This is a genomic window from Allobosea sp. RAF48, assembly GCF_052114025.1.
Lineage (GTDB): Bacteria > Pseudomonadota > Alphaproteobacteria > Rhizobiales > Beijerinckiaceae > Allobosea.
This window is the reverse complement of sequence record NZ_JBFRDZ010000001.1, coordinates 171,680-184,714: the sequence shown is the minus strand read 5'-3', so window position 1 is coordinate 184,714 and position 13,035 is coordinate 171,680. Positions and strand designations below refer to the sequence as shown.

Sequence of the window (13,035 nt, the reverse complement as noted above, 5' to 3'; positions counted from 1 at the left end):
CTCTCCCTAGCTCGTCGCCGGTCCGTTGGACGGCTCGACATTCACCAGGAACGCCTTGAACTCGGGCGTATCGGTGTTGGCGTCGCCGACGAACGGGGTGAGGCTGTTGGGACCGAAGCCCTTCCTGGCCGCACCGGTGAAGCCCCAGTGGAGCGGGATGCCGACCACGTGGACGGTCTTGCCGTCGCAGATCAGCGGCTTGATGCGCTTGGTCACCACCGCCTTGGCATAGACCGAGCCGCGGTTGGAGGAGACCTTCACCCAGCCGCCCTTCTGGATGTTCTTCTCGGCTGCCAGTTGCTCGCTGATCTCGACGAAGAACTCCGGCTGCAGCACCGCATTGACCCAGACATGCTTCGTCCAGAAGTGGAAGTGCTCGGTCAGGCGGTAGGACGTCGCCGCATAGGGGAACTTGTCCGAGGTTCCGAGCGCGGCGAGGTCTTCCTTGAAGATGCGCGCGACCGGATTGCCGCGGATCTTCGGCGCGGTCACGTTGACGACGGGGCTTTCGAACGGCTCGTAATGCGCCGGGAAGGGGCCGTCCCGCATCATCCCGCGGACGAACAGGCGGGCCGTTCCCTCGGGGTTCATGATGAACGGGCCGACATCCTGCGGCTTGGCCGTCGGCGCGATGTCAGGCACGTCGTAGCCGGTCCAGGCCGTGCCGTTCCATTCGATCAGCTTGCGCTTGGGATCCCAGGGCTTGCCGTCGATATCGGCCGAGGCGCGGTTGTAGAGGATGCGCCGGTTGGCCGGCCAGGAGAAGGCCCAGTTCGAATAGGCGCCGGTATTGCCGGGATCGCTGGTGTCGCGCCGGGCCATCATGTTGCCCCGTTCGGTCCAGCTGCCCGAATAGATCCAGCAGCCGCAGGCTGTCGAACCGTCATCGCGCAACTGGCCGAAGGTATCGACCTGCTTGCCCTTCTCCAGCAGCACCTTGTTCGGATCGGCCGGGTCGGCGACGGTGGAGACGACGTAGCCGTTCAGCTCCTTGGCCATTTCGTCGGGCTGCGGGTCCTGCGGATCGCGATAGGGCCAGTGCAGATTGACGATCGGGTCGGGGAAGGCCCCGCCCTCCTTCTGGTAGAGCGCCCGCAGGCGCATGTGGAGCTGCGCCATGATCCAGGTATCGGCCTTGGCCTCGCCCGGAGGTTCCTGACCCGGCCAGTGCCATTGCAACCAGCGGCCGGAATTGACCAGCGAGCCCTCGTCCTCGGCGAAGCAACTCGTCGGCAGTTCGAAGACCTCGGTCTGGATCGACTCGGGCTTGACATCGTTATGGACGCCTTCGTCTTTCCAGAAGCGCGATGTCTCCGTCTGCAGCGGGTCCATCACCACGAGGAACTTCAGCTTCGACAGAGACGCCGTGATCTTGCCGCGGTTGGGGGCGGACAAGAGCGGATTGAAACCCTGGCAGAAATAGCCGTTGACCTTGCCCTGGTACATCAGGTCGAAGGTGCGCAGCATGTCGTAGCCGGGCACGTCGAGCTTCGGCAGCCACTGATAGGAGAAATCGTTCTCCGCCGTCGCTGCCGGGCCCCACATCGACTTCAGGAAGCTCACCATGAACTTCCTGTAGTTCTGCCAGTAGCTCATCTGGTTGGGCCTGAGCGGCTTGAAGCCGCGCGTCGACATGTAGGTCGCGAAATCGGTCTCCCTGTCCTTCGGCAGGGTCAGATAGCCCGGGATCAGGTCCGACATCAGGCCGATATCGGTCAGACCCTGGATGTTGGAGTGGCCACGCAGCGCATTCATTCCGCCGCCGCGCACGCCGATATTGCCGAGCAGCAGCTGCACCATCGCCATCGAGCGGATGTTCTGCGAGCCCTTCGAGTGCTGCGTCCAGCCGAGCGCATACATAGACGTCATTGTCTTGTCGCGCGCCGAGCACTCCGAGATCATCTTGCAGATCGCCAGGTATTTGTCCCTTGGCGTGCCGCAGATGCGCTCGACCATCTCCGGCGTATAGACAGCGACGTGCTTCTTCAGGAGCTGATAGACGCAGCGCGGATGCTGCAACGTCTCGTCGACCTGCACATAACCGTCCGGGCCGAGCTCATACTCCCAGGTCGAGCGGTCGTAGTCGCGCTTGGCCTCGTCATAGCCGGTGAAGAGGCCGTCCTGATAGCTGAAGCCCTCCTTCACGATATAGGGGGCATTGGTGAACATGCGCACGTAGTCGTGCTGGATCTTGTCATTGTCGATCAGGTACTTCATCACCCCGAGCAGGAAGGCGATGTCGGTGCCTTGCCGGATCGGCGCATAGAAATCCGCGACCGAGGCCGTGCGCGTGAAGCGCGGATCGACGACGATCAACTTTGCGCCGCGCTGAGCCTTGGCCTCAGTGACCCATTTGAAGCCGCAAGGGTGCGCTTCGGCGGCGTTGCCGCCCATAACGATGATGAGGTCGGTGTTCTTGATGTCCGTCCAGGAGTTGGTCATCGCACCGCGACCGAATGTTGGGGCCAGACTGGCCACCGTCGGTCCGTGTCAAACACGCGCCTGGTTGTCGAACGCCAAAACTCCGAGGCTTCGCACGACCTTGTAGGTCAGGAAGGCCGTTTCGTTGGTAGTCGCCGAAGCGGCCAGGAAGCCGGTGGTCAGCCAGCGGTTGACCGTCGCGCCGTCCTGGTTTTTGGCGACGAAGTTCTTGTCGCGGTCGTCCTTCATCAGCCGCGCGATGCGGTCGAGCGCCTCGCCCCAGCTGATCTGCTTGAACTCGCGCTGGCCGGGCCCGCGATATTGCGGGAATTTGGTGCGCGTCTCGGAATGGACGAAGTCGAGGAGGGCGGACCCCTTCGGGCATAGCGTGCCGCGATTGGTCGGGTGGTCCGGGTCGCCCTCGATATGGATGATGGCCGGGTGAGCGTTCTTGGAGTTGTCACCCAGGCTGTACATGATCACGCCGCAGGCGACGGAACAGTACGGACAGGTATTTCGCGTTTCCGTGGTGCGCGCCAGCTTGAAGGGCCGCACGGCCTGGGCAAGTGCCTCCTCGGCACCCCCGAACCCCAGCGCGGCGACGGCAGAACCGCCCAAACCCACGCCTGCGGCTTTCAGGAACTGGCGGCGCGAGAGCTCATGCAGCATCTCAACCTCCCAGGCGAATAAGAGCGTCTTGTTCCTCTTTGGAATAGTGAAACTCTGCCCTGAGGGCGTCAAGCTGCCCATCCGCTGGGCAAAGAGGTGCGGAGTTAGACTTTAGGTGTACGTCTTCGTCGCCCGAGAGAGCCGGCTGGAGGGCGGCGTGCGGTCGCCGCTTTCATGGACGGCGCGTATCGCTTCAAAAGCCGCGTGGGCGATCCGATAATCCGTCATATTAGAGATGGTTAGCAGGCGTGCCGCGCTCTTTCGCGGCTCGGAAGCGAGGTGCTCTCCGTGAATGGACTGAGAGCGAAGCGATCGAAGGGCAGGAGGATGCGCCGGGCGCGGCACGCGACATGACGCGATCGTGACTGCGGACGCGGCTCGCTGGAGCCTCGCGCTATGTCGGACCGTTCCCGCGATGGGTGGACCCTGTGGAATCAGGCGCTGAGGCGCTCGATCATCGGTGGCGGGTCATGAGGCACATTGACTTCCTGCGTCGCTGCGCCGCTCCATAATGACCTGAGCTGCGCGACGACGTACTGGCCGAAATGCTCGTAGGGGATGCGGATCGAGGTCAGCCAGGGCGCGATCCAGCGATTGATCGCGTTGCCGTCGATGCCGATCAGCGCGCAGCGCTCGGGAATGGCGACGGCGCTTTCGGCCGCCAGGCGATAGGCGCCATAGGCGATCATGTCGCTGACGCAGAGGGCGCTGTCCGGCCAGCCGCCGGCCGCGACCATATTCCGCGCGGCGGCATAGCCGATCTCGATATGCGACAGGCCGGGCGCGCTCGCGCGGCGGATTCGATCGACCGGAAACCCGCGCGCGATGAGCCTGTCGACGAAGCCGTCGGCGCGCTCGGCTGTGCTGGAGGCGTTCTCGGCGGCCATCAGCACGGCCGTGCTGTCGATGCCCCGCGCGAGCAGGTGATCGGCTGCGTCCGCTCCGGCGGCGCGGTTGTCGATGCCCACATACGCCCCGCCGCCCAGCGGGTTGCGCCGCGCCACGAACACCATCGGATCGCCGCGCTTCAACGCATCGGCAAGGCCGGGGCTGCGTACCGCGCTGACCATGACGTAGCCGGCGACGAACTGGTCGCGCATCGCGCGCAGGTAGTCGTCCTGCAGGTCGGCCCTGTCATGCGTGTCGCAAAGGATCATGACGAAGCCGGCGTCGCGCAGCGCGGCCTCCGTCGAGACTGCGATCGCCGCCATGGCGGGGTTGTCGAGATTGGGTGCGAGCATCGCCACGACGCGGCTGGCCCGACGTTTGAGCGCTCGCCCGACCGGGTTCGGACGATAGCCCAGCCGGACGATCGCTTCCTCGACCCGCGCGATCGTATCGGCGGAGGCCCGGCCGGCCTTGCCGTTGACGATCCGCGAAACGGTTGCGACCGAGACGCCGGCGTCGCGTGCGACGGTCGCGAGCGAGGCCAGGCTCTGCTGCGGTCTTGCGGCCTTCGCCGTCATCGTTCTCCCCGGTCCCTTCGCGCGAAGCCGATGCCGGCTGGTGGGTATAAGCCGGCGCACGCAGCAATGGTGCGTGCTTCGCCCGTTGACAAGCAAGGCAAACGTTTGCCTTACTAGTTGTCAAGACGCTCATTGAGGCGTCGTCATTCAGGGATGGAACGCAGATGCAGAGGAAGCACTGGATTTCCGCGCTCGCGCTGACGGTTGGCCTCGTCGCTGGGAGCGGGGCCTTCGCCCAGACCACGGTGCGCATTGCCTGGTACTCCGACGGCAATGAGGGCGAGGTCGTTTCCGATCTGCTGAAGCGCTTCGAGGCTGAGAACAAGGACATCAAGGTCGTCCTCGATCAGGTGCCCTACAAGGCGATCACCGAGAACCTGCCGGTCCAACTCGCCTCGGGGCAGGGCCCGGACATTGCCCGCGTCGTCGATCTCGGCGGCATCGCCCGCTATGCGCTGGATATGCGCCCCTATCTCAAGGACGCCTCCTATTGGGAGAAGAATTTCGGGCCGTTCCTGCCCTGGATGCGCCCTGAGGGCGATTCCAGCGCGATCACCGGCTTCATGACGCAGCTCACCGTCACCGGTCCCTTCGTCAACAAGACCCTATTCGAGCAGGCCGGCATCGCCATGCCCGGCGCCAAGGCGACCTGGGAGGAGTGGGGCAAGGCGGCGAAGGCCGTGGCCGACAAGGTGCAGGCGCCGTTCCCGCTCGCCATGGACCGCTCGGGCCATCGCTTCTTCTCGGTCGCCGTCTCGGAAGGCGCCAAGGTCTTCGACGACAAGGGCGAGCCCGCCGTGATCGACGAAGGTTTCAAGCGCGCCGCCAAGCTGGTCTATGACTGGCACAACAACGGCGTGATGAAGAAGGAGCTCTGGGGCTCGGTCTCCGGCACCGCCTATCGCGGCGCGAATGACGAGTTCAAGAACGCCCAGGTGGTGATGTACCACTCCGGCTCCTGGCAGATCGCCCAATTCGAGAAGACGGTCGGCGATGCCTTCGACTGGGTCGCGGTTCCCTCGCCCTGCGGCGCGGGCAACTGCTCGGGCATGCCCGGCGGTGCCGGCCTCGTCGCGATCAAGACGACCAAGAGCCCGGAAGCCGTCGCCAAGGTCATGGACTATCTGGCGAGCGAGCCGGTGCTGAGCGAATTCTATGCCCGCTCGCTCTTCGTTCCCGGCCATCTCGGCATTGCCGCCAAGGGGCTCGACTACAAGGATGCCAAGCCGCAGGCGAAGGCCGCGCTCAAGGTCTTCTCGGATCAGGTCGCGCAGCTCTCGCCGGTCGCCTACAAGCTGCAGGGCTACGTCAACAACCGCGTCATCTTCAACGCGACGATCAGCCGCCTCGGCCAGGCGATCTCGGGTGAGGGCACGCTCGACGAGGCCTTCAAGCGGATCGAATCCGACATCGCCCAGCAGATCGCCGAGCGCAAGAAGTAAGACGGATGGCCTCCGCCGATACCAACCCGCGCCGCGAGGGCGCGGGCGCCGCCGGCGCTCTCGCCGCGCCGCTCGCGTTGCTCATGCGTTTCGTCGACTGGCCGATGCGGGCGCTCCAGCGCCTGATCGGCGAGCGGCGGATGGCCTATGTCTTCATCCTGCCCAATCTCGTCTTCTTCTCGCTCTTCGTCTTCCTGCCGCTCGTCATCAACTTCATCTTCTCGGTAACGGGTGGGGCAGGGCTCTTCCCGACCGAGCGGCCTTTCGTCGGGGCGCAGCAATACGCCTATCTCTTCGACTGCGGCTCCTTCGTCGACCCGTCGTCCTGCCGCGAGGATCATTTCTGGCGCGGCGTCTACAACACCGCCCGCTTCACCGCCTTCCAGGTCACGGCGATGGTGCTGTTCTCGCTGCTGACGGCCGTCGTCCTGAACATGAAGATCCGGGCGCGTGGCTTCTTCCGGGCCGTCTACTTCTTTCCGGTGCTGCTCTCGCCGGTGGTGGTGGCGCTGACCTGGAAATGGATTCTGCAGCGCGACGGCCTGCTCAACGCCGGCATCACTTCGCTCGGCGGCGAGCGCATCCTCTTCCTAGTCGATCCGAGCTGGGCGATGTTCTGGATCGTCTTCGTCTCGGTCTGGGCCCATATGGGCTTCTACACGCTGATCCTGCTCGCCGGTCTGCAGGCCATCCCCGCCGATCTCTACGAGGCGGCCGAGATGGACGCCACGCCGCGCTGGCGCATGTTCTGGCGCATCACCTTGCCGCTGCTCTGGCCCAACATGATCGTCGTGATCGTGCTGGCGCTGATCAAGGGCGTACAGACCTTCGACGAGGTCTTCGTGCTCACCGGCGGCGGGCCGGGCACGGCGACGCTGATGATCGTGCACTACATCTACGAGACGGCCTTCGCCAATCAGGTCCAGAATTTCGGCCTGGCGGCAGCAGCCTCCGTGGTGCTCGGCGTCGTTCTCTTCGCGCTGACGCTGGCCCAGCTCGCGGCGAGCCGCCGCAAGGGGGCCGCATGAGCCAGGCTGTTCACACCAACAGGGCCGTCGCCATGATGACCGCCCGCCGCAAGCCCGGCCGCTGGCATTGGACCGATATCGCGGCATACGCCTATCTCGCGCTTGGCGTCGTGTTGATGTTCGGGCCGGTGCTCTGGCTCGGCATGTCTTCCTTCAAGACGCAGGCCGGCCTGCTCGAATTCCCGCCCTCGCTGCTGCCGATGTCGCAGAAGGAAGTAGTGGTGCCGGGCCAGCCCCAGAAGCTGCCGCTCTTCGAGGTCGAGATGCCCGATGGCAGCAAGCGCGTGTTGGCGCAGGTGCGCCGCATCGGCATCCAGGCGCAGATGGTCGACCCGGCCAATCCGGGCGAGACCATCCGCGTGCCGATCGACAAGCGCACGCCGGTGCGGGAGTTCAAGCTCGCCACCGAGAACTATACCGAGCCGCTGGAGCGCTTCGCCTTCACGCGCTTTCTCTGGAATTCGGTCTTCGTCACGGTGGTCGCGACGATCATCACGCTGATCATCAACTCGATGGCGGCCTATGCGCTGTCGATCTATGAGTTTCGCGGCAAGACGGCGGTGATGCTGATGGTGATCGGCACGCTGATGATCCCGATCACGATCATCCTCGTTCCGGTCTATCTGGTCATCACCAAGCTCGGCCTCGTCAACTCGCTCTGGGCGGTGATCCTGCCCGGCGCGGCGACGCCCACCGGCGTCTTTCTGCTGCGCCAGTACATGCTCACCCTGCCGCGCGACCTGATCGAGGCAGCGCGCATGGACAAGGCCTCGGAGTGGCAGATCTACTGGCGCATCGTCATGCCGCTCGCCATGCCGGCGCTGGCCGTGCTTGCGATCTTCTCGATCATGTGGCGCTGGAACGAGTTCCTCTGGCCGCTCGCCGTGCTGACCAAGACCGAATCCTACACGCTGCAGATCGGCCTCAACGCCTTCCAGGGCGAGTTGCAGACGCAGTGGCACTATCTGCTCGCGATGACCGTGGTGACGCTGCTGCCGGTCGCACTCGTCTTCGTCTTCCTGCAGCGCTTCATCACCACCGGCATCGCCAATACGGGCATGAAATGAGGGAAGTGAGTTCCGCATGGCCGAACTGAAGCTCGCCGCCGTTCGCAAGGCCTATGGCGCGACGACGGTGCTCCATGGCATCGACCTGCATGTCGCCGACGGCGAGTTCGTCGTCTTCGTCGGCCCGTCCGGCTGCGGGAAATCGACCTTGCTGCGCTCGATCGCAGGACTCGAAGAGATCACCGGCGGCACGATCGCCATCGACGGCGCTGACGTCACCGGCTTGCCCGCCTCGGAGCGCGGGCTTGCGATGGTTTTCCAGTCCTATGCGCTCTATCCGCATATGACCGTCTACGCGAACATGGCCTTCGCGCTGGAGAATATGGGCTTCAAGCGCGACGAGATCGACAAGCGCGTCAGGCGCGCGGCCGAGATGCTGCGCCTCACCGACTATCTCGAGCGCAAGCCCAAGGCACTCTCCGGCGGCCAGCGCCAGCGCGTCGCCATCGGCCGGGCCATCGTGCGCGACCCGAAGATCTTCCTCTTCGACGAGCCGCTCTCGAACCTCGACGCCGAATTGCGCGTCGCCACCCGCAAGGAGCTCGCCGGGCTCCATGCCGAGCTTGGCGGCACCATGATCTATGTCACCCACGACCAGGTCGAGGCGATGACGCTGGCCGACCGTATCGTCGTGCTTCACGGCGGCAGGATCGAGCAGGTCGGCACGCCGCTCGAACTCTACAACCGCCCGGACAATCTCTTCGTCGCCGGCTTCATCGGCTCGCCGCACATGAACCTCCTGCCCGGCCGCGTCACCGCTGCCGGCAAGGTCGCGCTGGGCGAAGGTGGTCATGAGGTCGCTTGCGCCACCGGCGATCTCGCGGCTGGATCGAAGATCACGCTGGGCATCCGGCCCGAGCATCTGGCGCTGGCGCCGGAAGGGCAGGGGCTGCCGCTATCCGTCGATCTGGTCGAGCGGCTCGGCGGCGAGAGCTACCTCTACGGCGCGAGTGCGGGCCTGCCCCAGATCACGCTCCGGCTCGACGGCCAGAGCGAGCATGAGCGCGGCCATACGGTGCCGCTCGCCTTCCCGCAGCAGAGCCTGCACCTGTTCGACGAAGCCGGCCGGGCGATCCGACCCTAAGACTCCGAGAGAGATCCCTATGAAAGCCCTCACGCAAGGCCGCTATCTCGGCCGCGATGGCGAAGCCGCCCTGTTCGATGTCGGGCTCGGCCATACGCTCGCCGTGCGTATCCTCGAAGGCGATATCGGCCGCGTGACGCTGAAGCCGCAGGACGGCTACCGGCTCGACCGCGGCTGGTCGATCGCGCCCGGCGGGTTGGAGCCGGCCTATGACGGCCGTCCGCGCGACAGCCTTGCCGGCTTCGCATGCCCGAAGGTGAGTGTCAGCGAGAGCGGCGGCGCGGTCACGTTGTCCGCCGGCGGTCTGACGGCCGAGGTCACGCTCTCGCCCTTCGGCATCGCCTGGCGCCGCGACGGCGAGGACAAGCCCTTCCTGCAGGACCGCACGACGCAGGCCTATCTGGTCTCGCCGCGCACCGGCGCGGTCGCGCATTTCATGGCGCGCGATTACGCGGAGCGTCATTACGGCCTCGGCGACAAGGCCGGCCCGCTCGACCGCACCGGCCGGCGCTTTGCCATCGACGCGGTCGACCCCTGCGGCTTCGACGCGGAATTGTCCGACCCGCTCTACAAGATGCTGCCGTTCTTCATCGTCGACGGGCCGGCTGGCGCGCACGGCATCTTCTACGACAATCTCTCGACCGGCAGCGTCGATCTCGGCTGCACACTCGACAACTACCACGGCCTGTTCCGCTCCTGGAAAGGCGACGACGGCGACCTCGACTATTACGTCATGGCGGGCCCGACCGTGCCGGACGTGGTCAGGCGCTTCTCCTGGCTGACCGGCGGGCAGGCCTTCGCGCCGCTCTGGTCCTTCGGCTTCGGCGTGACCTCGATGGCGATCGCCGACGCGCCCGATGCCGATGCCCGCATCAGCGATTTCATCGGCAAACTGGAGACGCATCGCATCCCCTGCGACAGCTTCCATTTCGGCTCGGGCTACACCCAGATCGGCCATCGCCGCTACGCCTTCAACTGGAACCGCGACAAGTTCCCGGATCCGAAGGCGACGATGCAGCGGCTGAACGATGCCGGCATCTTCACGGTCGCGAACCTTAAGCCCTGCCTGCTCGACGACCATCCGCGCCTGCAGGAGGCGCTCGACGACGGCTTTCTGGTCAAGGACGGCAAGACCGGCGAGCCCGCCGTCGCCCAGTTCTGGGACGGGCTCGGCTTCCACCTCGACTATACCAATCCGAAGGGCCGCGCCTGGTGGCGCAACGGCATCGAGACGGCGCTGCTCGACTACGGCTTCACCACCGTCTGGAACGACAACAACGAATACGAGATCTGGGACGAGGATGCCGTCTGTGACGGCGACGGGACCCCATTCCGACAGGCTTTGGCGCGCCCGGCGCAACCGCTGCTGATGACCAAGCTCTCCTATGAGGCGCAGGCCGATCGCCAGCCCGGCAAGCGGCAATATGCGATCACGCGCGGGGGCTGCGCCGGCATCTCGCGCTACGCCCAGACCTGGTCGGGCGACAACGAGACCGCCTGGAAGACGCTGCGCTACAACCTGACGCAGGGGCTCAACATGAGCCTGTCGGGCATGTTCAGCATCGGCCACGATGTCGGCGGCTTCCATGGCCCGACGCCCGGCCCTGAGCTCTTTGTGCGGTTCAACGAGTTCTGCAGCCTGTGGCCGCGCATGGTCATGAACTCCTGGAACGATGACGGCGTCGTCAACCTGCCCTGGATGTACCCGGAGATGGTGCCGCAGGTTCGCGAGGCGATCTCGCTGCGCTATCGACTGATGCCCTATCTCTACACGCTGATGTGGCGCGCCAGCCGTGACGGCACTCCGGCGATCCGCCCGCTGCTCTGGGATTTCCCGCAGGACGCGATAGCGGCGAAGACCGACGACGCCTTCATGCTGGGCCCGGACGTGCTGGTCGCGCCGGTGCTGGAGGAGGGCGCTCGCGAGCGCAGTGTTTACCTGCCCGCGCATCCGGGTGGTTGGTACGACTGGCACGAGGGCAAGCATTTCGCCGGCGGCGCCTTCGTCACGGTCGCGGCGCCGCTCGGGCGCCTGCCGGTCTTCGTCCGGGCCGGTGCCTTGATCCCGCTCGGCAACCCCGAAGGCATCGACGGCCAGCGCGAGCTTCTCGTCTGCGGCGTCGTCGAGGGCGCCTCCGGCGAGCTTTACGAGGATGATGGCGAGACCAGCGACTGGCGCGGCGCCGGGGCGACAATCATCCGCTTCAACGTGCGCGGCGGCGAGATCGAGATCCATCAGGAAGGCCAGACGGAGCCTCAGTTCGATCGTATCGCGATCCGGCACATCGGCACTGACGGCACCGGTTCCGGCGCCTGAAGCCTTGGGAAATGCCGAGCCCTCCCGCCTGACCTTCGTCAGGCGGGAGGGCGTGTTTTTTTGGCCTGCCCGCAACAGGCCCGCCGGTGGAGCGGAATTTGACGCCTTCCCGGTTTCGGCTAGCCTGTTGCCGAAATGGCTTGCGCGCGTCATGCCGCAGACGTGAGTTCATGCTTGACGACGCACGGCCGAGGTCTGGTCCGTTTGATGTCGGTCAATGGCGGCCCGGCCGCGTGCTGATATCCATCAGGGCAACCCGATTGTCCGCATTCATTTCTGAATAGCATTTGAGGATTTCTCGATCGGGCCGCAGCCGCGCCGAAGACTCCACATTCGCACCGAGTTCCCGCGGCTAACCGGGCCGTTTGATCGCAGGCGGGCATGCCTGCATCAGCGGAGTCGCATCGAAGGAGATGACGGATCATGGCGAAGACGATGAAGGCCGCCGTTGTGCGGATGTTCGGCAAACCGCTGACGATCGAGGAAGTGCCGGTGCCCGAGCCCGGCCCCGGCGCCATTCAGGTCGCGATCCAGGCATCGGGCGTCTGTCATACCGATCTCCATGCGGCCGAAGGCGACTGGCCGGTCAAGCCGAACCCGCCTTTCATTCCGGGACATGAGGGCGTCGGCTACGTCTCGGCCGTTGGCGCAGGCGTAAAGCATGTGAAGGAGGGGGATCGTGTCGGCGTGCCCTGGCTCTACACCGCCTGCGGCCATTGCCGGCACTGCCTCGGCGGCTGGGAGACACTCTGCGAGAGCCAGCAGAACACAGGCTACTCGGTCAATGGTGGGTTCGCCGAATACGTCATCGCCGATCCCAACTATGTCGGCCATCTGCCGGACAATATCTCCTTCACCGAGATCGCGCCGGTGCTCTGCGCGGGCGTCACGGTCTACAAGGGGCTCAAGGTCACCGATACAAAGCCCGGCGACTGGGTCGCGATCTCCGGCATCGGCGGCCTCGGCCATATGGCGGTGCAATACGCCAGGGCGATGGGGCTCAACGTCGCCGCGATCGACGTCGACGACGCCAAGCTCGCCCTCGCGCGGCGCCTCGGCGCCACCGTCACCGTCAATGCGCGCAACGAGGACCCCGGCACCGTGATCCGTCGCGAGACCGGCGGTGGCGCGCAGGGAGTGTTGGTGACCGCGGTGAGCCCCAAGGCTTTCGAGCAGGCGATCGGCGCGGTGGCGCGCGGCGGCACCGTCTCGCTGAACGGCTTGCCGCCCGGCGGCTTCCCGCTCGACATCTTCGGCATGGTGCTCAACGGCATCACCGTGCGCGGGTCGATCGTCGGCACGCGGCTAGACCTGCAGGAATCGCTTGATTTCGCCGCCGGGGGCAAGGTGAAGGCCACGATCGCCACGGCAAGGCTCGAGGAGATCAACGATATCTTCGACCGGATGCACAAGGGCCAGATCGAAGGGCGCATCGTGCTCGACATGACGAGCTGATCGCGGGGACGGCCCGGTCCCGGGCCGAGCGGTCCACGCTTGGCCTGATGCAATCGATAGAACGGCGCAACCCGTCCATGCAGGCG

8 protein-coding genes are annotated in these 13,035 nt (G+C 65.5%); 6 read left to right on the top strand and 2 right to left on the bottom strand.

Annotation, left to right across the window (positions count from 1 at the left end):
- Window positions 1-6: 6 nt before the first annotated feature.
- Both fdnG and AB4Z10_RS00890 read right to left on the bottom strand, forming a co-directional pair.
- Window positions 7-3,090, bottom strand: a complete 3,084-nt coding sequence (fdnG, locus tag AB4Z10_RS00895; RefSeq protein WP_441468478.1) for a formate dehydrogenase-N subunit alpha — start codon at window positions 3,088-3,090, stop codon at window positions 7-9.
- A gap of 434 nt (window positions 3,091-3,524) precedes the next feature.
- Window positions 3,525-4,556 carry a LacI family DNA-binding transcriptional regulator gene (locus AB4Z10_RS00890; protein WP_441468477.1) on the bottom strand — a complete coding sequence of 344 codons (1,032 nt, stop codon included), beginning with the start codon at window positions 4,554-4,556 and terminating at the stop codon, window positions 3,525-3,527.
- Window positions 4,557-4,720: 164 nt separating this feature from the next.
- Here AB4Z10_RS00890 and AB4Z10_RS00885 point away from each other — a divergent pair, with 164 nt between their 5' ends.
- From AB4Z10_RS00885 to adhP, 6 genes are all read left to right on the top strand, one after another.
- Window positions 4,721-5,998: an ABC transporter substrate-binding protein gene (locus AB4Z10_RS00885; RefSeq protein WP_441468476.1), complete on the top strand. Its 1,278-nt coding sequence runs from the start codon at window positions 4,721-4,723 to the stop codon at window positions 5,996-5,998.
- Window positions 5,999-6,003: 5 nt separating this feature from the next.
- On the top strand, window positions 6,004-7,026 hold the full coding sequence (locus tag AB4Z10_RS00880; protein WP_441468475.1) for a carbohydrate ABC transporter permease: 1,023 nt from the start codon (window positions 6,004-6,006) through the stop codon (window positions 7,024-7,026).
- Window positions 7,023-8,093: a carbohydrate ABC transporter permease gene (locus tag AB4Z10_RS00875; RefSeq protein WP_441468474.1), complete on the top strand. Its 1,071-nt coding sequence runs from the start codon at window positions 7,023-7,025 to the stop codon at window positions 8,091-8,093. The genes AB4Z10_RS00880 and AB4Z10_RS00875 overlap by 4 nt, the downstream gene beginning before the upstream one ends.
- A gap of 16 nt (window positions 8,094-8,109) precedes the next feature.
- On the top strand, window positions 8,110-9,177 hold the full coding sequence (locus AB4Z10_RS00870) for an ABC transporter ATP-binding protein (RefSeq protein WP_441468473.1): 1,068 nt from the start codon (window positions 8,110-8,112) through the stop codon (window positions 9,175-9,177).
- 19 nt (window positions 9,178-9,196) lie between these two features.
- Window positions 9,197-11,494: a glycoside hydrolase family 31 protein gene (locus AB4Z10_RS00865; protein ID WP_441468472.1), complete on the top strand. Its 2,298-nt coding sequence runs from the start codon at window positions 9,197-9,199 to the stop codon at window positions 11,492-11,494.
- A 423-nt stretch (window positions 11,495-11,917) separates the two neighbouring features.
- On the top strand, window positions 11,918-12,949 hold the full coding sequence (gene adhP, locus AB4Z10_RS00860; RefSeq protein ID WP_441468471.1) for an alcohol dehydrogenase AdhP: 1,032 nt from the start codon (window positions 11,918-11,920) through the stop codon (window positions 12,947-12,949).
- Window positions 12,950-13,035: the final 86 nt, after the last annotated feature.

What these genes read in the sequence shown, in the direction of transcription:
- AB4Z10_RS00865 (WP_441468472.1), top strand. Translation starts at nt 9,197, where the DNA reads ATGAAAGCCCTCACGCAAGGCCGCTATCTCGGCCGCGATGGCGAAGCC.
- AB4Z10_RS00875 (WP_441468474.1), top strand. Translation starts at nt 7,023, where the DNA reads ATGAGCCAGGCTGTTCACACCAACAGGGCCGTCGCCATGATGACCGCC.
- AB4Z10_RS00885 (WP_441468476.1), top strand. Translation starts at nt 4,721, where the DNA reads ATGCAGAGGAAGCACTGGATTTCCGCGCTCGCGCTGACGGTTGGCCTC.
- adhP (WP_441468471.1), top strand. Translation starts at nt 11,918, where the DNA reads ATGGCGAAGACGATGAAGGCCGCCGTTGTGCGGATGTTCGGCAAACCG.
- AB4Z10_RS00880 (WP_441468475.1), top strand. Translation starts at nt 6,004, where the DNA reads ATGGCCTCCGCCGATACCAACCCGCGCCGCGAGGGCGCGGGCGCCGCC.
- AB4Z10_RS00870 (WP_441468473.1), top strand. Translation starts at nt 8,110, where the DNA reads ATGGCCGAACTGAAGCTCGCCGCCGTTCGCAAGGCCTATGGCGCGACG.
- AB4Z10_RS00890 (WP_441468477.1), bottom strand. Translation starts at nt 4,556, where the DNA reads ATGACGGCGAAGGCCGCAAGACCGCAGCAGAGCCTGGCCTCGCTCGCG.